Origin of the sequence: Sphingomonas sp. PP-CC-3A-396, from assembly GCF_004343105.1 — a bacterium.
GTDB lineage: Bacteria > Pseudomonadota > Alphaproteobacteria > Sphingomonadales > Sphingomonadaceae > Sphingomonas.
The window spans coordinates 252,497-270,624 of the sequence record NZ_SLYF01000007.1; the positions used below are offsets into that span (position 1 = coordinate 252,497).

Below are 18,128 nucleotides of genomic sequence, written 5' to 3' on the forward strand. Positions count from 1 at the left end.
TCCACCTTGTCCCTGGTGGGGGCCGAAAGCCACGGAAATCTGCCATTTCTGAGGGTTTTCAGGCCCTTAGAGGTAGGTTGGTGCGGACGGCGGGACTCGAACCCGCATTCCTAGGGAGGGAGATTTTAAGTCTCCTGCGTCTACCGGTTTCGCCACGTCCGCACACGCCCCCAACAAGACGACGCCGTCCGCCGGGTCAACCCATCGCAGGGACAAACACGGCCGATCGGCGCCAGATCCTGAAATTTATGCGGGGTCACACGTTCAGGCGTGCGCGCATTTCCTTGCCCGGCTTGAAATACGGAACGCGTTTCGCATCGACCTCGACGACTTCGCCGGTACGCGGATTTCGGCCGGTTCGGGCATCGCGGGCGCGCGTTGAAAACGCACCGAAACCGCGCAGCTCGACCCGTCCGTCCGCTGCAAGGCGTTTCGAAATCTCGTCAAAAAACGTGCTGACGATAAGCTCGACTTCGTTCGGTTGCAGGTCCGGATGCGCCTCGGCGATCTTGAGGACCAGTTCAGATCGAATCATTCGTTTTCCCGCTCATATGGCAGTTCCGCTAATTGATGTAAGTCAACTTGCGAAGCGTTAGCACTAATCTGAGCGTAGTCAAAACCAAAGTGAGATAGTCAATAAAAAGCCCGGCATGTACGAGACATGCCGGGCCAATTTATCGTTAAGTCGTGAGACTTACTTCTTCTCGGCGTCCGTGCGAGCCTTGAGAGCCTCGCCCAGGATGTTGCCGAGGGTCGCGCCGGAATCCGACGAACCGTACTGCGCAACAGCCTGCTTCTCTTCCGAGATCTGCATAGCCTTGATCGAGAAGGTCGGCTTCTTCGAACGATCGAAGCCGGTGACCATCGCGTCGAACTTCTGGCCGACCTGGAAACGCTCCGGACGCTGCTCGTCGCGATCGCGACCCAGATCCGTGCGCTTGATGAAGCCGGTCGCACCATCGTCGCCCTGCTGCACTTCGAGACCCGCGTCGCGGACTTCGAGAACGGTCACGGTAACGATCGCGTTCTTGTTCAGCTTGTCGCCTGCTGCTGCGATGCCGCCGGCCGATGGCCCGCCGCGCTCGAGCTGCTTCATGCCGAGCGAGATACGCTCCTTCTCGGCGTCGATGTCGAGCACGACGGCCTCGACGGTCTCACCCTTGCGATGCAGGTTGAGCGCGTCCTCGCCCGAAACACCCCATGCGATGTCGGACATGTGGACCATGCCATCGACGTCGTTGTCGAGGCCGATGAACAGGCCGAACTCGGTCGCGTTCTTGACTTCGCCTTCGACGGTCGAACCGATCGGATGAGCGGCAGCGAAGGCCTCCCAGGGATTGGCCTGAGCCTGCTTGAGGCCGAGCGAGATGCGACGCTTCTCGGAATCGACTTCGAGGACCATGACGTCGACTTCCTGCGAGGTCGACACGATCTTGCCCGGATGGACGTTCTTCTTGGTCCAGGACATTTCCGACACGTGGACGAGGCCTTCGATGCCCGCTTCCAGCTCGACGAACGCACCATATTCGGTGATGTTCGTGACGCGGCCGGTGAGCTTCGCGCCGACCGGGTACTTGACCATCGCGCCATCCCAGGGATCGCTCTCCAGCTGCTTCATGCCGAGGCTGATGCGCTGGGTGTCCTTGTTGATGCGGATGATCTGCACCTTGACGGTGTCGCCGATGTTCAGGACTTCGCTCGGGTGACCGACGCGCTTGTAGCTGAGATCGGTGACGTGGAGCAGGCCATCGATGCCGCCGAGATCAACGAACGCACCGTAATCGGTGATGTTCTTGACGACGCCGTCGATGATCTGGCCCTCGGCCAGGCTGAGGATCAGGCCCGAACGCTGCTCTGCGCGCGTCTCTTCGAGAACGGCACGACGCGACACGACGATGTTGCCGCGCTTGCGGTCCATCTTCAGGATCTGGAACGGCTGGGGGATATCCATCAGCGGGGTGACATCGCGCACGGGGCGGATATCGACCTGCGAACCCGGCAGGAACGCGACGGCGCCGTTCAGGTCGACGGTGAAGCCACCCTTCACGCGGCCGAAGATCACGCCTTCGACGCGGGTCGTCTTGGAGAATTCGGTTTCCAGCTTGTCCCATGCGGCTTCGCGACGGGCGCGATCGCGGCTGAGCATCGCTTCGCCGTGGACGTTCTCGACGCGGTCGACATAGACTTCGACTTCGTCGCCGACCTTGAGGTCAGCCTTCTGGCCCGGCGCTGCGAATTCGCGAAGCGGCACGCGGCCTTCCGACTTCAGACCGACGTCGATGACGGCCATGTCGTTCTCGATGCCGGTCACGGTGCCATGCACCACGCGGCCCTCGAAGCTGTCGGCGTCGCCGAGCGTTTCGTTCAGCATCGCCGCGAAATCGTCGCGGGTCGGCATTACCTGGGTTGCCATAGAATTCAGTAATCCTAGTCTGTTTCCGGCCAAGCGGTTGGGTCCGCTGGTCTTGGCCTTCGTTGCCGCGACGACCGAACGCCGGCGCAGCATCCGGACGGCACGAGGCGCGGAGGACGTAGACGCTGAATGCGAAAACGGCGCGTGAGACTCGAGGGTCTCCGCGCCTTCCTCCACGAGCATCGCTCGCCGGACGGTTCCGTATAGCCGAAACCCCGTCTCGGAGCAAGTTCACTGCTGCTTCGTTAGGGGGCGCTCACAACAGGAGCGAAGATTTGAACGAACGCGGCATTCTCGTGCTGGGCTGGGTCGCCACCGTGACGGCGATCGTGATGTACCTGTCGTACATCGACCAGATCATGCTGAACCTTGCAGGTCAGAAGGGATCGGTGGTCCAGCCGTTCGCGACGATGGTGAATTGCGCGCTGTGGGTCGGGTATGGGTTTCTGAAGGACAAGCGGGACTGGCCGATCGTCGTGGCGAATGCGCCGGGGGTGGTGTTCGGGGCGGTCGCGCTGGTTACTGCGCTTTAGGGCAGGGGGGTGACGGAGCTGTAGGCGACGGGGATTATAACGGGCGGCAACCCCCGCTTCCTTGTTCTCCCGCGAAGGCGGGAGCCCAGTCTGGGTCCCCGCCTTCGCGGGGAAACAAGTTTACGTCACCCCCCGGGGCAACCACCCCGGCGAAGGCCGGGGCCCAGTTGGAAAGGTTGCAGTAAATTAGCGCTGCCCTCAGTTAGCAACGTCCCCCAACTGGGCCCCGGCCTTCGCCGGGGTGGGGCCAACAGGAATGGAGGGAAGGCTTAAACCGAAGCGGCCTTCTTCGCCCGCTGCGCCTCCACCAGCGCCACCGCCCTTTGCACCGAAGCCTCGATCGACAAAAAACTAGTATCCAGCAAAGCAGCATCCGCCGCCATCACCAACGGCGCGGTAGACCGCCCGCTATCCCGAGCATCCCGAGCCCGAATATCCGCCAACACCCGATCCTTGCTCGCAGTCCCGCCCCGAGCCTGCAACTCCGCATGCCGCCGCTGCGCCCGAATATTCGGCGTAGCCTTCACGAACAGCTTCGCATCCGCATCCGGCGCGATCACCGTCCCGATGTCGCGCCCATCCAAAATCGCGCCACCCTCCTGCGCCGCGAACCGCTTCTGCCGGTGCAGCAGCGCCGCGCGGACCAGCGGATGCGCCGACACAACGGACGCCAGCGCGCCGATATCGTCGTCGCGCAACGCCGGATCGCTCAACAGCGCATCGCTGAAATCGCACGCCGCGACCGCGTCGGCTTCCGTCTCCGGATCGAGCCCCATCCGCGCCACGCTCAACGCCACGGCCCGATACAACAGCCCGGTATCGAGATACGGCAGCTTGTAATGCTTGGCCAAGGCACGCGCGATCGTGCCCTTGCCCGATGCCGCCGGACCGTCGACTGCGATGATCATCTTAATTCCCCCGGCCGGTAAGCGCATCGAGCGACCGGAAGAACACGGGATAGCTCGTCGCCACCGGCGATACATCATCGATCGTGACGGGCTCGCGGGCGGCAAGTCCAGCCACGACCATGCTCATTGCGATGCGGTGGTCGAGTTTCGAGGCGATCCGAGCGCCACCGCGAATCGCCGCGCCGCCAGACCCGGTGATCGCCATGCCGTCTTCGAACTCCTCGCAAGGAACCCCGCACGCTTCGAGCGCGATCCGCATCGTCGTGATCCGGTCCGATTCCTTGACCCGCAACTCGTGTGCGCCGCGCGCGATCGTCGTGCCGGCCGCAAAGGCGGCGGCGACGAACAACACCGGATATTCATCGATCATGCTCGGCGCGAGATCGGCCGGCACCTCGATCGCGGCCAGCGGAGCATGCCGCACCCGCAGGTCGGCGACCGGCTCGCCACCGACGGTGCGCGGGTCGAGCTCGGTAATATCCGCGCCCATCATCCGCAACGCCGTGACGATCCCGATCCGCGTCGGGTTCAGCCCGACGTTGCGGACGACGATATCCGACCCGGGCACGATCGACGCCGCGACTAGCCAGAACGCCGACGACGAAGGATCGCCCGGCACGACGATATCCTGCGGCTTCAAATCCGCTTCGCCCGTAATCGAGATGATGCGGCCCTGGTTCGTCTCCTCGACGGTCAGCTTCGCGCCGAACCCGGTCAGCATCCGCTCGCTATGGTCGCGCGTCGCGACCGGCTCGATCACCCGCGTGATCCCCGGCGTGTTGAGTCCGGCCAGCAGGATCGCCGACTTCACCTGTGCCGACGCGACCGGCAGCGTGTATTCGATCGGCACCGCCGGGCAGATCCCGCGCACCATCAACGGAAGCCGCCCGCCCGGCGAAGACGTGATGTCCGCCCCCATCTGCGACAGCGGCTCGATCACCCGCCCCATCGGTCGACCCGACAGCGACGCGTCGCCGGTAAACGTGCACGTGATCGGATGGCTCGACACGAGGCCCATCAGCAACCGCGTCGACGTGCCAGAATTGCCCATCTCCAGCGCCGTCTCGGGCTGAAGCAGCCCACCAACGCCGACCCCGTCCACCGTCCAGATGCCGTCCTCGCCGCGCTCGATCGTCGCGCCCATCGCGCGCATCGCTGCGGCCGTAGCGAGCACGTCCTCGCCCTCCAGCAGCCCTTCGATCCGGCTGGTGCCGACCGCGAGGCTTGCGAACATCAAGGCGCGGTGGCTGATCGACTTGTCGCCGGGGACTGCGATCGAACCGATCAAAGGACCGCGCGCGACGACGTCCATCGAAGTGGGGAGGGGGTGTGCCATGGGGCCGGGCTTTTGACAGTGGCCTTGCGCTATGGCAAGGCGCGCCCACTTTGCGAGGGTATCCCCCTGCAATCCATTCATCCGAAAGGTTCTATCGGCATGATCAAGCCGGAATGGGGCACGAAGCGTTCGTGCCCGAAATGCGCGACGCGTTTCTACGACCTCGAAAAAGCCGACCCCGTGACCTGCATCGAATGCGGGTATGCGTGGGAGCCCGAGCCCATCCTGAAGTCGAAGCAGCCGCTGCCGTTCGAAGTCGCCAAGCCCGACACCAAGAAGCCCGACGCGGATCTCGAGGGTGACGAGGAAGAGGACATCGCCTCGATCACCGGCGAGGACGAAGAGCCGTCGGCGGACGACGAAGTCGATCTCGGCGGCGACGACGACCTCGGCGTCGAGACGCCGCAGGACGAGCACGAGCGTTAAGCGCAATAAATTTGGCAGGCGGCATTTACGCCGCTTGCCAACCCGGGCGGGTCCGGTTAGTGACCCGCCTCCCAACGGGAATGGGGCCGTAGCTCAGCTGGGAGAGCGTTCGCATGGCATGCGAAAGGTCAGGGGTTCGATCCCCCTCGGCTCCACCATTTCCGTTGATGACCGGTCGATTGGACCGTTGTCCCAGATAGCGCGATCAGGTCTGACGGAAACGAGGTTGGCCTGTTGCCTCAGCCCGCCTCGAACGGTGTTCGGGACGCGGCGCCTCCACATCCCGAACACCGTCGCCACGCAGCTAGAACGCGGCGGATAGCCCTGCGAACGCCGAGACGCTGTCGCGGTCGTCGCGCAACGCGTAGCCGGCGACACCAGCGCGGAGCGACAACTGCCCTGCGACGTTGCCGTCCACACCCATCGCGTAGCTCATATAGCTGCGATCGGCGCGTTCCACCGTGCTCGTGAAGCTGATCGGCGCACCCGTCGGGGTCAGCGTCAGCGTCCGCGGATCGTCGTCGAACTCGCGCTCGTAGCCGGCGCGGGCGAAGAACCGCACCAGCTCGCCCGGGACGGTCCGGACCACCGCGCCGAACCGGCCGGTCAGGCTTTTCATCTCCTGCTTGCCGAATGCCGCCGCGGTCGAGAGCCCGCCGGTCTCCACATAGCCGGCGATCCGGACCCGGTCGTACTGCGCAGCGAGGTCGGGGCCGAACGCCACGCCGCCGAGCGTGATCAGATCGAACGCGGCGGTGACGCGGCCGGCGACATAGGTGCCGTCGGTTTCGCCTTCGTGCGAGCGGATCGCCGGGCCAAGCTGGACGGTGCGGCGAATGTAGCGATAGTCGATCTCGCCGTACGTCCCGTCCGCAAGCAGGCGCACCGGGCCGAGTTCGCCGCGCGCGTAGCCGCTGACCGACCAGGCGCGTGGCTTGTAGGTGCCCGCGCCGGCCTTGAAGTCGCCGGTGCCGTCCGAATAGCCGCCAGCTGCGCCGACTCCCGACGCGTCGCCGATCGCGAGGTCGGCACCCGCGGTACCGCTGAAGCCGCGCTCGGTGATCCCGACGCGCTGGGCGGAAGTGCCGCTCGCGTAATAATGATAGCCCGCACTGCCGAACAGCGACAGCGCATGGCCGCTACGCTGCGCGCCGCCGCGCTCGGCGCCTTCGAACAGGTCGCGCTGGCCGCGGAACATCGCTTGTGCGGCATAGCCGAGCCCGGCGATCTGGTCGGGGGCCTGGACGAGGCTGGCCACTGCCTGCCCCTGGATGCGCTGCGTCTTGCCCGACGGGTGGACGCTATCGGCCAAGATATAGGTCTCGTTGGCGTTGGGCGAGACGAGCGTCGCGCGCGTGCAGGCGAGCGACGACGGCACGGTACAGGCGACGCCGGTGATGTTGGTGTAGCCATAGGTCGCTGGACTCGCGACGAGTTCGCCGAACAGCCGGTCGGTATCGAAATACAGCGCGTTGACGTTCGCCGCCGCCAAAGCCGCGGCATAGGTCCGGTTGAACAGCTGGAGCCCGGCCGCGCCGCCGGTTTGGACCGCGAGCGTGACGATCCGCGTGGCGCCCGCCGTCTGGAGCCGGCTGACCTGCGCGGCAAGCTGGGTTGCCGCCGTCGTCAGGATCGCGGTGTTGGTGCTGCCCGCCGCCTGGAACGCGAAATAGTCGTTCCCGCCGCCCTGGATGTAGACGAGATCGCGCGGCCCGAACGTGCCGCCGGCGGCGAGGAAGTTGCTGATCTGGGTCGTGACCGGGATGGAAAATCCATTGGCCGCCGTGACGCGTGCGCCGCCGACCGCGTAATTGGTCCCGCCCTTGCCGTAGACCGGATCGAGCGGGAAGCCGAGTCGCGCCGCGAGGACTTCGGGCGAGACTGGGTCCGGGTTGGTGGTGAAGCTGCCCGCATCGCGCGGCAGGGTTGGATCGAGCGTCAGATAATAGCCGCCGTCGGCGAGGCTGTCGCCGAACACTATCATGCGGTTATAGGTCTCGCTCGCCGCGACGCTGGTCGGGCTGGCGGTCTGTGCCTGTCCCGGAGTCGCGAAACTCAGCGCAGTCCCGACCAGCAACGCCGTATAGGTCGTCTTCATGATGTCCTCTCCCTGGCGGCGAGGGATCATTGTCCTTCGCTCGACCGGGAGTGTCGGAGCCGGTTACGGCTGCGTCAATAGACTGTCGCTTAGGGGTGGCGGGCCGTTCAGACGAACAGCCCGACCAGCAGATAGGTGCCTGCACCGATCAATCCGGCGGCTGGGAGTGTCAGCGTCCAGGCGACGACGATGTTGCTGGCCACGTTCCAGCGGACCGCGGACAGGCGCCGCGCCGCACCCACGCCGACGATCGAGCCGGTGATGGTGTGCGTCGACGATACCGGGATGCCCCAGAAGGTCGCGGCGAACAACGTGATCGCGCCGCCGGTCTCCGCGCAGAACCCTTGTGCCGGTGTCAGCCGCGTGATCTTCGAGCCCATCGTGTGGACGATCCGCCAGCCACCCGACAGCGTGCCGAGCGCCATTGCCGCCTGGCAGGATAGCACGACCCAGAGCGGCACGTGAAACTCGCCGCCGAGCAGGCCCTGAGAATAGAGCAGCACGGCGATGATCCCCATCGTCTTCTGTGCGTCGTTGCCGCCGTGGCCGAGCGAGTAGAGCGCGGCGGAGATCAGCTGGAGCTTGCGGAAGCGCTTGTCGACGCCGAGCGGGGTGAGCTTGAGGCTGGTCCAGGCGACGATCAGGACGAGCACGAGCGCGAGCATCAGGCCGATCGCGGGCGAGGCGAAGATCGCTAGGACGGTCTTGATGACGCCGCTCCAGACGATCGCGCCGAAACCGATCTTGGCGATACCCGAGCCGAGCAGCCCGCCGATCAATGCGTGGCTGCTGCTCGACGGGATGCCGAGCACCCAGGTAATGACGTTCCACGCGATCGCGCCCATCAGCGCGGCGAAAATCACCTGCGCGTCGATCACGTGCGCTTGGACGATCCCGGTACCGACGGTCTGCGCGACATGGAGGCCGAACACCGCGAACGCTATGAAGTTGAAGAACGCCGCCCATAGGACGGCATATTGCGGTTTCAGGACGCGCGTGGAGACGACGGTGGCGATCGAGTTCGCCGCGTCATGCAGGCCGTTCAGGAAGTCGAACAGCAGCGCGATGCCGATGAGGCCGATGAGGAGGGGGAGGGAGAGGATCATGCGATTGCGCTCTGCGACGTGGGCATGATGCCCACTGCCGCCCGCCCAACCAAGCCACCACCCCGGCGAAGGCCGGGGCCCAGTTGGAGAGGTCGCAGTAACAGCGCACCGTCCTCAGTTATCGCCGTCCCCCAACTGGGCCCCGGCCTTCGCCGGGGTGGGGCACCTATCGATGACTGCCCCTCAAGCATGGTCGATGACCAGCCCCTGAATCTCGTTCGCCACATCCTCGAAGCGATCGACGATCTTTTCCAGGCTGCTGTAGATCTCGCGGTTGATGATGAAGGTCATCGGGTCCGCACTGATCTTCGACGCCTGGAACAGCGCGCGCAGGCCCGTGTCGTGGATGTCGTCGGCATGCCCCTCGATCTGGATCAGCCGCGCTGTCAGGTCGTGCAACCGCCCCGCGTTAGTGCCGAGCGACCGCAGCAGCGGAATCGCCTCTGCGGTAATCCGAGCGGCCTCGACGATGATGCCGGCCATGTCGCGCATCTGCGGCGAGAACTCGGTGACTTCGTACAGCGCGATCGCGTTGGCGGTGCCGTTCATCTGGTCGATCGCGTCGTCCATCACGCCGATCAAATCCGTGATCGCGCTGCGGTCGAACGGCGTCACGAACACGCGGCGGACGTCCTGCAACACCTCGCGCGTGATATCGTCGGCCTCGTGCTCGCGCTTGACGATCTCGGCGATCTGACCCTCGATCGAGCCTTCGCCGTGGAGCAGCCGTGCAAGCGCATCGGCACCGGCGACCAGAGTCGCGGCATGCGCGTCGAACAGTTCGAAGAACCGTCCCTGCTTCGGCATCAGCGACTGGAACCAGCCCAGCATCGGAATTCTCCTTTTCGCACTCGTGCGTACGACGGGTAAAATACGTTGCGCGAGCGACGCCGGGATCGGCGGCTCGCGGAAGGCAGCGATCAGCGCCTTCAGGCCGGGCTCATTGACAGCGTCTGCCGCGCGATCAAGCGTAAACCAGCGTGTGTCGCGTTGATGACGCTCCGGCCAGTCGTCGACCTGCTCGACGAACGCGAGCGGAAACACGGTGACGATCATGTCGCGGTAACGGCCCGTGCGACGGCGTTTGCGATAGGCGAATTGTCCCACGGGCGAGGGGCAGGGGATGCCGCGGATGCCGGCTTCCTCATAGGCCTCCTGCGCGGCGGCCTCGTGGCTGGCGAGGCCTACAATGGGGTTGCCCTTGGGGATCACCCAGCGGCCGGTGTCGCGCGAGGTGATCAGCATCACGCGGGCGTGGCCAGCTTCGTCGATCACATAGGGAAGTGCGCCGATCTGCTCGATGGTCTGGGTCCTCGCACCCGCAGAATCGCGGGGAAAGTCCGAAGCTTATACGCACGAAACCGGTAAGGACAGCGTCCTGCACAAGCGCTGATCTGCGTTAGGATGGCCGCAATTCCGTCCCATTCCTGGACGGCGCATATTTAACCATTTTTGCCGCTGGTCGAAATAGTAAACGCCGCGTTAACGTTTCCATCATGACCAGACGCCTAGTCCTCACTAACGAAGCCGCCCGCCATCCGCTGCGCCGTTCGTTGCCGCCGCCGGTAATCGCTAGCGCGAAGAACGACGATCAGGACGTGAAGCTGTTCCTGCTGAGCTTTGCGGCATTCTTTACGTGCTTCTACAGCTTCATTTTCTAGGCGTACGCCCCCGCTTTTCCGTTCGTGCTGAGCGCAGTCGAAGCACCTGCCTTCGGGACTCACCCTTCGACTTCGCTCAGGGCGAACGGATTTGGGTGTGAGGTTATCCCCTCAACGTCGGCAAGCACCCGACGGCATCGTCGTCACACGCGCGGTGCAGCTTCTGCGCCAGCCAAGCCGAGACCAGGCACATCGCCGCGACCAGGAACAGCATGTCCTCCGGCGTCACGCCCATCGCGGTAATGCCGATCACCAGAATCGAACCGATCGTCATCGCGCCCGAATTGACGACATTGTTCGCCGCGACGGTCCGCGCAGTCTGGTCCTTCTCGACGGTCGTCGTCAGGAACGCATAGAGCGGCACGACGAACATTCCGCCGGTGATCGCGATTGCTAGCAGCGTCGCGAGCACGGGGATCGCGCCCGGCTGATGAATGAAGCCCGCCCAGTCGTAATATTGCCCCGCCGGTGCAGGCGTCCAGTTCCGCGCCAGGAACGAGAACAGCACGACGAAGCCGCCCATCGCGATCACCGATGCCGGCGAGAACTTCGCCGAGATCCGCCCTCGCAGCATCGAGTTGATCACGACCGACCCGATCGCGACTCCGACCGAGAACACCGCAATGACGAAGCTAGCGACCCGCTCGTCGGCGGTCAGCACGTTCTTCACCAGGGGCGGGAAGACGATGATCAGAACCGCGCCGATCGTCCAGAAGAAGCTGATCGCGACGATCGCCAGGAACAGCCGCGGGATGTGCAGCGTCGCGCTGATCAACCGCCACGACGCGGTGAACGGGTTGTAGTCGAGCTTGAGCGGCGGGCCTTCACGGGGTGCGGGGGGCACCTGACGCCCGGAGAACCAGCCGATAACTGCGACGATTAACACGCTGGCAGCGGCGCCTTCTATCGGTATCCAGCCTGCGGTCACTGTGCCGAGCAGGATCGCAAGATACGTCCCGGCCTCGACAAGGCCCGTGCCACCGAGCACATCGCACGGTTTCAGATGCTGCGGCAGGATCGCGTATTTGATCGGCCCGAAGAACGTCGAATGCACGCCGAGGCACAGTACCGCGCCGAGCATCAGTCCGATTCCCAGCGACGGATGTCCGAAGCGCGCAACCATCAGCCCGGTCGCGCCGAGCAACATGATGCCGATCTCGACCGTCTTCACGATCCGGATGATCCGCGCCTTGTCGTGACTGTCCGCCAATTGCCCGGCGAGCGCGGACAGCAGGAAGAACGGCAGGATGCCGAGTCCCGTCGCCAACGCGTTGAAGTTCGCCTCCATCTTCGGGTCGTTGAAGACCGCATAGGTGGCGAACAGGACCATCGAAGTCTTGAACAGGTTGTCGTTGAACGCGCCGAGAAACTGCGTGGTGAACAGGGGCAGGAAGCGACGTTGCTTCAGCAACCCGAGGGCATTGAGCATGCGAGAAATCGCCCAGATCGTTGCGAAAATACGCCAAACCCTTAGCCCAGCGCTATGCTCACGCCAACGCTTAAACCGGTTTCGCCGCGCGACCGACCGGTATAGAGGTGGTGGGTGCTGAGCTTGCCTAACCTCCTGACATTGTCGCGGATCGTCGCGGTGCCCCTGCTGGTCTGGTTCCTGTGGTGGCCCGACTGGGAGGCGGGGTACGGCATCGCCTTCGTGCTGTATTGCCTGATGGGCATCACCGATTATTTCGATGGTTACCTCGCGCGGTCGAGCGGCGCAGTGTCGCGGCTGGGGATCTTCCTCGATCCGATCGCCGACAAGATCATGGTTGCCGCGGTGATCCTGATCCTGGTCGGCACGCGCGATATCGCTGGCATCCACGTGATCGCCGCGCTGGTCATCCTGCTGCGTGAGATCGCGGTGTCGGGGCTGCGCGAGTTCCTGGCGCAGGTGCAGGTCTCCGTTCCCGTGTCGCAGCTCGCCAAGTGGAAGACGACGCTGCAGCTCGTGTCGCTGGGCGGCATCATCCTTGGTGGCGCGGTGCCTGATATGGTCTGGGTGCATACCGTCGGCATCGTCGCGCTGTGGGGCGCGGCCGTCCTTACGTTGCTGACCGGGTGGGATTATCTCCGCGTCGGCTTGAAGCACATGGACTGAAAATGACGGTACGGATGGTGTATTTCGCCTGGGTGCGCGAGCGCATCGGCACGGGCGAAGAGTCGGTCGAGCCGCCTGCGAGCGTAGTGACGGTGGCCGATCTGGTCGACTGGTTGGCGGAAACGAGCGAGGCACACGCGGGCGCGTTCGAGAACCGCTCGCGGTTGCGCGCAGCGATCGATCAGGACTTCGTCTCGCTCGATACGCCGATCGGTCGGGCGCAGGAGATTGCGATCTTCCCACCGGTGACCGGCGGATGATCCATATTTCGGTCCAGCAGTCGCCGATCGATATCGCGGCTGAAATGACGCGCGCCGAGGCGGCAGGGGCCGGCGCGGTGGCGACGTTCACCGGCCTCGTACGTGCGGACGATGGCGTCGGTACGCTCGAACTCGAACATTATCCCGGTGCGACCGAAGCGGCGTTGCTGAAGGTTGCCGAGGGCGCGATCGAACGCTGGCAGCTGAGTGCGGCGATCATTGTGCACCGGGTCGGGCCGATGCATCCGGGGGAGCGGATCGTGTTCGTTGCAGCGACGACGGCGCATCGCGGCGCGGCGCTGGAGGCCTGCGCGTATCTGATCGATCGGCTAAAGACCGATGCGCCGTTCTGGAAGCGCGAGACCCGTGGTGCAACGGCTAGCTGGGTCGAAGCTCGCGATGGCGATCATGCCGCTGCTGTTCGCTGGGATAAGCCGGAGGCCTAAACCAAAGGTTGTCCTCCCGCGAAGGCGGGAGCCCAGACTGGGTCCCCGCCTTCGCGGGAAAACACTATGCGGGCCACGACCTTTGTGAAAGTCGCGGCCCGCAATCTTTTAGCCGAGCTTCGGAACGCTCATGCCGTTGGTCAGGTGGACGACGCCGTTCGTCTCCTTGATGTCGGCAGTATCCACATACGCCTTGATCCCGGCGGTGTCGGTCAGCTCGATGTTGCCGTTCGGCCCGAGCGAGGCGATCAGCGGCTGGCCCGCAAGCGTGGTCAGCGTTGCCTTGCCACCGCCAGCGGTGATCTGCGCCTTCAACTGGTCCGAGGTCACTGCGCCGGCAACGACGTGATACTTGATGATCGTCGCGAGCGTCGGTGCCGACTCAGGCTTCAACAGCGTGTCGAGCGCACCGGCGGGCAGACGGGTGAACGCCTCGTCGCTCGGGGCGAACACGGTGAAGGGACCGGGGCCTGCAAGCGTCGTCTGCAACTTTGCCGCGGTCACCAGCTTGGTCAGCGTCGCGCGGTTCGGCAACGTCGGCAGCGCAGCGGCGATCGTAGTCGTCGGCGCGGCCGTCGGTGCAGCCGAAGCCGCAGTTGCAGGCGCTGCCTGCGGCGTAGCGGTAGTGGCTGGCGCCGTCTGCGCCGGTGCTGCGGGCGCCGCAGGCGTCGTCGTCTGTGCGGTCGCACCGGCGGCGAGGATGATGCTCGATGCGGCGGCAATCAAAAGGTTCGTCTTAACAGTCATATGCGACTCCAAATGCAATTGGTGGGACGATTAGAAACTCGAAAGGAAAAAGTAGGTATGAGATCGGCTCGTCTTCAATGTTTTGGCGGACCAGCCGCGCCATCGATGCGACGAACCGAGCCCGACAATCATGCCGATCAGCTAAGTTTCGGCACGATTACGCCGTTGACGACGTGCACGACGCCGTTCGACTGACGTACGTCTGCGGTCTCGATATAGCTCTTGTTACCGTTGACGTCGGTCAGCGCGATCACCGCGCCGACCAGCGTCGCGGTGATCGGGTCGCCCTCGACGGTGGTCAGCGTCGCCGTGCCACCGCCGGCCGCGATGCGCTGACGCAGATCGTCCGCGGTGATCGCCCCCGACACGACATGATAGGTCAGAACCTTCGTCAGCGAAGCCTTGTTCTCGGGCTTCAGCAACGTATCGACCATGCCTGGTGCGAGCCGGCCGAACGCATCGTTGGTCGGCGCGAACACGGTGAAGGGACCCGGACCCGAAAGCGTGCCGACCAGATCGGCGGCCTTTACCGCGGCGACCAGCGTTGACAGGTTGGGGGCGGCGGACGCGTTGTCGACGATCGTCCGCGTGGCCATCATCGGCACGCCGCCGACGGTCGGATTGGCAACCGCAGGCGGGCCGTTCGGGACCGACAGCGCGGGATTGGTCGACGGACTGGCCACGTCGTCCTTCGATTTGCCACTGCACGCAGCGAGCGCCAGCGCGCTCGTCATCAGCAGTAGCGGAAGCGTCTTCGACATCATCGGGTCTCCAGCGGGAACTCGCGAAACATACGATCGAACGCCGAGTTGGTTGCGCATCCGTGCCAATCTCACGGCGAGCCGAGCCGCTTACTGAACGTCGGCCAGCGCCTTCGCCATCAACCGGAAGTCCTTCTCGCGCGGGCTCGCCCGCCGCCAGACCAAGGCGATTTTCCGAACCGCGTTGATCTCGTCGAGCGGTCTGGCCGTAATGTTGGTGTTGTCGAGGATGCCGGCCTTGAGCGCCATCTCGGGCAGCATCGTGATGCCAAGCCCGTTGTCGACCATCTGCACGATCGTGTGCAGCGACGTGCCCAGCATCGTCGCCTCCGCGCGCAACTCCGGCCGGTTGCACGCGCCGAGCGCATGATCCTTCAGGCAATGCCCGTCCTCGAGCAGCAGCAACCGCGTCTCGTCGATCGCCGACGCCGGGATCGCGGGCAGCGCGGTCGGCTCCTCGCCCGACGGATAGGCGACGAACAGACGATCCTCGAACAGCGTCTCGGACGTCACTTCGCCGCACGCATAGGGAAGCGCGAGCAGCACGCAGTCGGTCCGGCCATTGTGCAACCCCTCGCACGCCGGACCACTAGGCTCCTCGCGCAAAAATAGCTTCAGGTCCGGATAATCCTTCCGCAACCGCGGCAGGATGCGGGGCAGCATGAACGGCGCGATCGTCGGGATGACGCTCATCCGCATGTCGCCCGAAAGCGGCTGGCCGGCGGCGCGCGCCATGTCGCCGAGCTCCTCCGCCTCGCGCAGCACGCGCCTAGCCTTGTCGGCGATCCCGTCGCCCAGCGGCGTGAACCGTACGACTCGCCGGGTGCGCTCCACCAGCACCACGCCGATCAGCGTTTCGAGCTCGCGCAGGCCCGCCGACAGCGTCGATTGAGTCACGAAACACGCTTCCGCGGCGCGTCCGAAATGGCCGTGGTCCTTCAGCGCAACAAGATATTGCAACTGTTTCAACGTGGGTAGGTAGGTCGCAGCCATTAATCGCCTCTATCGATCATCAGATGATAAATAGAGCGTTGGATCGATTACACCAGCCCCCTATACCGCAATGCACAACAACCGAGCGGGCTAACCGCCGCCTTTGAGGATGCCTGGAGCCAAGTTTATTTCCAGGAGGCTTCCATCATGCTGACCATCGGCGACCAGTTCCCATCGATGACCATTCCCGTCCAGCAGGGCGTTGCCGCACTGCCCGCCGGCGAGACGCTCGACCTGACGACGGCATATCCCGGCAAGTGGAAGGTGCTGTTCTACTGGCCGAAGGACTTCACGTTCGTGTGCCCGACCGAGATCGTCGGTTACAGCGACATCCGCGGCGATTTCGAGGACCGCGACGCCGTGCTGATCGGCGCGTCGACCGACACCGCGCACGTCCACCTCGCCTGGCGCAAGTCGGATGCGGACCTCGCTGCCGCGGACTTCCCGTGGCTCGCGGATAACGGCGCCAAGCTCGCCGACGCGCTCGGCATCGTCGACAAGAACGAGCATGTCGCGTTCCGCGCGACCTTCATCATCGATCCGGACAACGTCATCCAGGCGGTCCAGGTCAACGGCCTGAACGTCGGCCGCAACCCCGCCGAGACGCTCCGCGTGCTCGACGCGCTGCAGACCGACGAACTCTGCCCGTGCAACTGGAACAAGGGCGACGACGTCCTCCAGCTCGCTGCCTGATCTATTGGGAGCGGGCTTGAACGCCCGCTCCCATTTTCTTCCGTCACCCCAGCGAAAGCTGGGGTCTCTTCGTAACGGGGAGACCCCAGCTTTCGCTGGGGTGACGCTTTTCTGGACTGGAACCCATTCATGTCACTCAAGGAATTCGCTGGGCAACTGCCCGATTACGCCAAAGACATCCGCCTCAACGTCGGCTCGCTGCTGAACGAGACGCATCTGACCGACCAGCGCAAATACGGCCTGTTGCTGACCTGCGCGCACGGCTCGGGCTACAAGCCGCTGGTCGAGGCCGCCGAGGCCGAATGCGCGCCGAAGCTCTCGCCCGAGGCCGCCAATGCGGCGCGCGCAGCCGCTGCGGTGATGGCGATGAACAACGTCTATTACCGGTTCACGCACCTCGCCGGGAACCAGGAATACCGCAACATGCCCGCCAAGCTGCGGATGAACGTGATCGGCCAGCCCGGCATCGACAAGGTCGATTTCGAGCTTTTCAGCCTGGCCGTATCTGCGATGAACGGCTGCGGCATGTGCATCGACAGCCACGAGCAGATTCTGAAGAAGGCCGGCGTGACCGCGGAAGCGATCCAGACGTCGGTACGGATCGGCGCGGTGATGGCGGCAGTCGCCACGGTCCACGCAACGCTGTGACTTCTGTTCCCCTCCCGCCTGCGGGAGGGGTTAGGGGAGGGGCTGGCCCCAAGCTCGGGCTGTTCCCCTCCCACTTGTGGGAGGGGTTAGGGGAGGGGCTGACCCCAAGTTCGGGGTCGTATCTGGCGCGCCCCTCCCCCGACCCCTCCCGCAAGCGGGAGGGGAGTTTGGTCAGTGCCAGATCGCGCGGTAGAGCCCGAACAAGCTCGTGATTGTCAGAATCACCCCCACCAACACCATCAGCGTCTTGGCCGGCACGCGCTTCGCCAGCATCGCGCCGAACGGGGCCGCCAGCACGCCGCCGATCAGCAACCCCACGGTGGCCTGCGTAAACGCCGCCCAGCCGAGCTGCGTGATGAATGTCGCCGAGATCGTCGCGGTCAGGAAGAATTCCGCGGTGTTGACCGTGCCGATCGTGGTGCGCGGCGATGCGCCCTGCACCAGCAGGTTCGACGTCACCACCGGCCCCCAACCGCCACCGCCCGCCGCGTCGAGAAACCCGCCGACCAGCCCGAGCGGCTCGACGATCTTCGGCTCCTTCTGCTTCGGCGGATAGCGCAAGCCCCGGTACAACAGGTACACGCCGATCGACGTCAGATACGCGAGGATGAACGGTTTCGCCGTGCTCGCATCGATGTTCGACAGCACGTACGCGCCCAGCACGCCGCCGATCACGCCCGGGATCATCAGCCGCAGGAACAGCGTCCAGTTGACGTTCTTGTGCAGCACATGGCTGATCCCCGACACAGCGGTCGTGAAGGTCTCGACGGTATGCACGCCAGCCGACGCCGCGGCCGGTGGCACGCCGACCCACAGCAGCAACGTGTTCGAAATCACCCCGAACGCCATCCCCAGCGCGCCATCGACGATCTGCGCGGCGAACCCGACCAGGATGAACGGCAACAGCGTCTCGAAGCTCAAGGTCGTCAGGTCGAACATCGGCATCCCCTCAATATCGCGCACAGAGTGCAACGCGCGGGCTTATCCCACAACAAAGATAGGCT

At 64.6% G+C, this 18,128-nt stretch carries 20 protein-coding genes and 2 tRNA genes; 9 read left to right on the forward strand and 13 right to left on the reverse strand.

The annotated features are described in order from the left end of the window. Positions 1–78 precede the first annotated feature (78 nt). The 3 genes from C8J40_RS15240 to rpsA all read right to left on the reverse strand — a co-directional run bounded on the left by C8J40_RS15240 (position 79) and on the right by rpsA (position 2,413). Positions 79–162: transfer RNA gene (locus tag C8J40_RS15240), tRNA-Leu, on the reverse strand. A 94-nt stretch (positions 163–256) separates the two neighbouring features. Then, complete coding sequence (ihfB, locus tag C8J40_RS15245) at positions 257–535, reverse strand: integration host factor subunit beta (protein WP_132738987.1); 279 nt, start codon at positions 533–535, stop codon at positions 257–259. A gap of 159 nt (positions 536–694) precedes the next feature. After that, on the reverse strand, positions 695–2,413 hold the full coding sequence (gene rpsA, locus C8J40_RS15250) for a 30S ribosomal protein S1 (RefSeq protein WP_056060414.1): 1,719 nt from the start codon (positions 2,411–2,413) through the stop codon (positions 695–697). A gap of 275 nt (positions 2,414–2,688) precedes the next feature. On the opposite strand from rpsA, the gene C8J40_RS15255 reads away from it, so the two are divergent. Further along, positions 2,689–2,946, forward strand: coding sequence for a SemiSWEET family transporter (locus C8J40_RS15255; RefSeq protein ID WP_056060411.1), 258 nt, complete (start codon positions 2,689–2,691; stop codon positions 2,944–2,946). Between the two features lie 269 nt (positions 2,947–3,215). On the opposite strand, the gene cmk is transcribed toward C8J40_RS15255, so the two are convergent. Next, entirely contained in the window at positions 3,216–3,854 is a 639-nt protein-coding gene (gene cmk / locus C8J40_RS15260) for a (d)CMP kinase (RefSeq protein WP_056051420.1), read from the reverse strand. Between the two features lies 1 nt (position 3,855). Continuing rightward, positions 3,856–5,190, reverse strand: coding sequence for a 3-phosphoshikimate 1-carboxyvinyltransferase (gene aroA / locus C8J40_RS15265; RefSeq protein ID WP_132897734.1), 1,335 nt, complete (start codon positions 5,188–5,190; stop codon positions 3,856–3,858). A 99-nt stretch (positions 5,191–5,289) separates the two neighbouring features. On the opposite strand from aroA, the gene C8J40_RS15270 reads away from it, so the two are divergent. Together C8J40_RS15270 and C8J40_RS15275 are read left to right on the forward strand one after the other, a co-directional pair. Continuing rightward, positions 5,290–5,616: a TIGR02300 family protein gene (locus tag C8J40_RS15270; protein WP_031395784.1), complete on the forward strand. Its 327-nt coding sequence runs from the start codon at positions 5,290–5,292 to the stop codon at positions 5,614–5,616. 82 nt (positions 5,617–5,698) lie between these two features. Further along, positions 5,699–5,774, forward strand: a tRNA-Ala gene (locus tag C8J40_RS15275). Positions 5,775–5,920: 146 nt separating this feature from the next. Here the strand turns inward: C8J40_RS15275 and C8J40_RS15280 are convergent. The 3 genes from C8J40_RS15280 to C8J40_RS15290 form a co-directional block, all read right to left on the reverse strand. Next, positions 5,921–7,714, reverse strand: coding sequence for an autotransporter domain-containing protein (locus C8J40_RS15280; RefSeq protein WP_165911471.1), 1,794 nt, complete (start codon positions 7,712–7,714; stop codon positions 5,921–5,923). A gap of 107 nt (positions 7,715–7,821) precedes the next feature. Then, complete coding sequence (locus C8J40_RS15285; protein ID WP_132897736.1) at positions 7,822–8,820, reverse strand: inorganic phosphate transporter; 999 nt, start codon at positions 8,818–8,820, stop codon at positions 7,822–7,824. Positions 8,821–9,003: 183 nt separating this feature from the next. Then, a complete protein-coding gene (locus C8J40_RS15290; RefSeq protein ID WP_132897737.1) occupies positions 9,004–10,122 on the reverse strand; it encodes a DUF47 family protein in 1,119 nt (372 codons plus the stop codon). A 194-nt stretch (positions 10,123–10,316) separates the two neighbouring features. Between C8J40_RS15290 and C8J40_RS20390 the strand changes: the two genes are divergently transcribed. Beyond that, complete coding sequence (locus C8J40_RS20390; protein ID WP_165911472.1) at positions 10,317–10,481, forward strand: hypothetical protein; 165 nt, start codon at positions 10,317–10,319, stop codon at positions 10,479–10,481. A 103-nt stretch (positions 10,482–10,584) separates the two neighbouring features. Here the strand turns inward: C8J40_RS20390 and C8J40_RS15295 are convergent, their stop codons facing one another. Beyond that, the gene (locus tag C8J40_RS15295; RefSeq protein WP_132897738.1) at positions 10,585–11,910 is read right to left on the reverse strand and encodes an MFS transporter; all 1,326 of its coding nucleotides are present in this window, start codon (positions 11,908–11,910) and stop codon (positions 10,585–10,587) included. A 114-nt stretch (positions 11,911–12,024) separates the two neighbouring features. On the opposite strand from C8J40_RS15295, the gene pgsA reads away from it, so the two are divergent. The 3 genes from pgsA to C8J40_RS15310 are packed head-to-tail and all read left to right on the forward strand — an operon-like array spanning position 12,025 to position 13,282. After that, positions 12,025–12,576 carry a CDP-diacylglycerol--glycerol-3-phosphate 3-phosphatidyltransferase gene (gene pgsA, locus C8J40_RS15300; RefSeq protein WP_056057734.1) on the forward strand — a complete coding sequence of 184 codons (552 nt, stop codon included), beginning with the start codon at positions 12,025–12,027 and terminating at the stop codon, positions 12,574–12,576. Between the two features lie 2 nt (positions 12,577–12,578). Continuing rightward, complete coding sequence (gene moaD, locus C8J40_RS15305) at positions 12,579–12,836, forward strand: molybdopterin converting factor subunit 1 (protein ID WP_132738967.1); 258 nt, start codon at positions 12,579–12,581, stop codon at positions 12,834–12,836. After that, positions 12,833–13,282 carry a molybdenum cofactor biosynthesis protein MoaE gene (locus tag C8J40_RS15310; RefSeq protein WP_132897739.1) on the forward strand — a complete coding sequence of 150 codons (450 nt, stop codon included), beginning with the start codon at positions 12,833–12,835 and terminating at the stop codon, positions 13,280–13,282. Before moaD ends, C8J40_RS15310 begins: the two co-directional genes overlap by 4 nt. A 108-nt stretch (positions 13,283–13,390) precedes the next feature. Here C8J40_RS15310 and C8J40_RS15315 read toward each other — a convergent pair whose 3' ends face one another. The 3 genes from C8J40_RS15315 to C8J40_RS15325 form a co-directional block, all read right to left on the reverse strand. Next, entirely contained in the window at positions 13,391–14,029 is a 639-nt protein-coding gene (locus tag C8J40_RS15315; RefSeq protein WP_132897740.1) for a fasciclin domain-containing protein, read from the reverse strand. Between the two features lie 137 nt (positions 14,030–14,166). After that, a complete protein-coding gene (locus C8J40_RS15320) occupies positions 14,167–14,793 on the reverse strand; it encodes a fasciclin domain-containing protein (protein WP_243693416.1) in 627 nt (208 codons plus the stop codon). A gap of 87 nt (positions 14,794–14,880) precedes the next feature. Beyond that, positions 14,881–15,783, reverse strand: coding sequence for a hydrogen peroxide-inducible genes activator (locus tag C8J40_RS15325; protein ID WP_060526661.1), 903 nt, complete (start codon positions 15,781–15,783; stop codon positions 14,881–14,883). A gap of 147 nt (positions 15,784–15,930) precedes the next feature. Here C8J40_RS15325 and C8J40_RS15330 point away from each other — a divergent pair, with 147 nt between their 5' ends. Together C8J40_RS15330 and C8J40_RS15335 are read left to right on the forward strand one after the other, a co-directional pair. After that, positions 15,931–16,476, forward strand: coding sequence for a peroxiredoxin (locus C8J40_RS15330; protein ID WP_132738959.1), 546 nt, complete (start codon positions 15,931–15,933; stop codon positions 16,474–16,476). 129 nt (positions 16,477–16,605) lie between these two features. Beyond that, positions 16,606–17,124: a carboxymuconolactone decarboxylase family protein gene (locus C8J40_RS15335; RefSeq protein ID WP_056051403.1), complete on the forward strand. Its 519-nt coding sequence runs from the start codon at positions 16,606–16,608 to the stop codon at positions 17,122–17,124. 171 nt (positions 17,125–17,295) lie between these two features. On the opposite strand, the gene C8J40_RS15340 is transcribed toward C8J40_RS15335, so the two are convergent. Continuing rightward, positions 17,296–18,069, reverse strand: a complete 774-nt coding sequence (locus C8J40_RS15340; protein ID WP_093400338.1) for a sulfite exporter TauE/SafE family protein — start codon at positions 18,067–18,069, stop codon at positions 17,296–17,298. Between the last annotated feature and the right edge of the window lie 59 nt (positions 18,070–18,128).

Excerpts from the sequence above, each read along its gene's own strand:
- ihfB (WP_132738987.1), bottom strand. The coding sequence starts at position 535 with ATGATTCGATCTGAACTGGTCCTCAAGATCGCCGAGGCGCATCCGGAC.
- rpsA (WP_056060414.1), bottom strand. The coding sequence starts at position 2,413 with ATGGCAACCCAGGTAATGCCGACCCGCGACGATTTCGCGGCGATGCTG.
- cmk (WP_056051420.1), bottom strand. The coding sequence starts at position 3,854 with ATGATCATCGCAGTCGACGGTCCGGCGGCATCGGGCAAGGGCACGATC.
- aroA (WP_132897734.1), bottom strand. The coding sequence starts at position 5,190 with ATGGCACACCCCCTCCCCACTTCGATGGACGTCGTCGCGCGCGGTCCT.
- C8J40_RS15270 (WP_031395784.1), top strand. The coding sequence starts at position 5,290 with ATGATCAAGCCGGAATGGGGCACGAAGCGTTCGTGCCCGAAATGCGCG.
- C8J40_RS15280 (WP_165911471.1), bottom strand. The coding sequence starts at position 7,714 with ATGAAGACGACCTATACGGCGTTGCTGGTCGGGACTGCGCTGAGTTTC.
- C8J40_RS15285 (WP_132897736.1), bottom strand. The coding sequence starts at position 8,820 with ATGATCCTCTCCCTCCCCCTCCTCATCGGCCTCATCGGCATCGCGCTG.
- C8J40_RS20390 (WP_165911472.1), top strand. The coding sequence starts at position 10,317 with ATGACCAGACGCCTAGTCCTCACTAACGAAGCCGCCCGCCATCCGCTG.
- C8J40_RS15295 (WP_132897738.1), bottom strand. The coding sequence starts at position 11,910 with ATGCTCAATGCCCTCGGGTTGCTGAAGCAACGTCGCTTCCTGCCCCTG.
- moaD (WP_132738967.1), top strand. The coding sequence starts at position 12,579 with ATGACGGTACGGATGGTGTATTTCGCCTGGGTGCGCGAGCGCATCGGC.
- C8J40_RS15310 (WP_132897739.1), top strand. The coding sequence starts at position 12,833 with ATGATCCATATTTCGGTCCAGCAGTCGCCGATCGATATCGCGGCTGAA.
- C8J40_RS15315 (WP_132897740.1), bottom strand. The coding sequence starts at position 14,029 with ATGACTGTTAAGACGAACCTTTTGATTGCCGCCGCATCGAGCATCATC.
- C8J40_RS15320 (WP_243693416.1), bottom strand. The coding sequence starts at position 14,793 with ATGATGTCGAAGACGCTTCCGCTACTGCTGATGACGAGCGCGCTGGCG.
- C8J40_RS15325 (WP_060526661.1), bottom strand. The coding sequence starts at position 15,783 with ATGGCTGCGACCTACCTACCCACGTTGAAACAGTTGCAATATCTTGTT.
- C8J40_RS15330 (WP_132738959.1), top strand. The coding sequence starts at position 15,931 with ATGCTGACCATCGGCGACCAGTTCCCATCGATGACCATTCCCGTCCAG.
- C8J40_RS15335 (WP_056051403.1), top strand. The coding sequence starts at position 16,606 with ATGTCACTCAAGGAATTCGCTGGGCAACTGCCCGATTACGCCAAAGAC.
- C8J40_RS15340 (WP_093400338.1), bottom strand. The coding sequence starts at position 18,069 with ATGCCGATGTTCGACCTGACGACCTTGAGCTTCGAGACGCTGTTGCCG.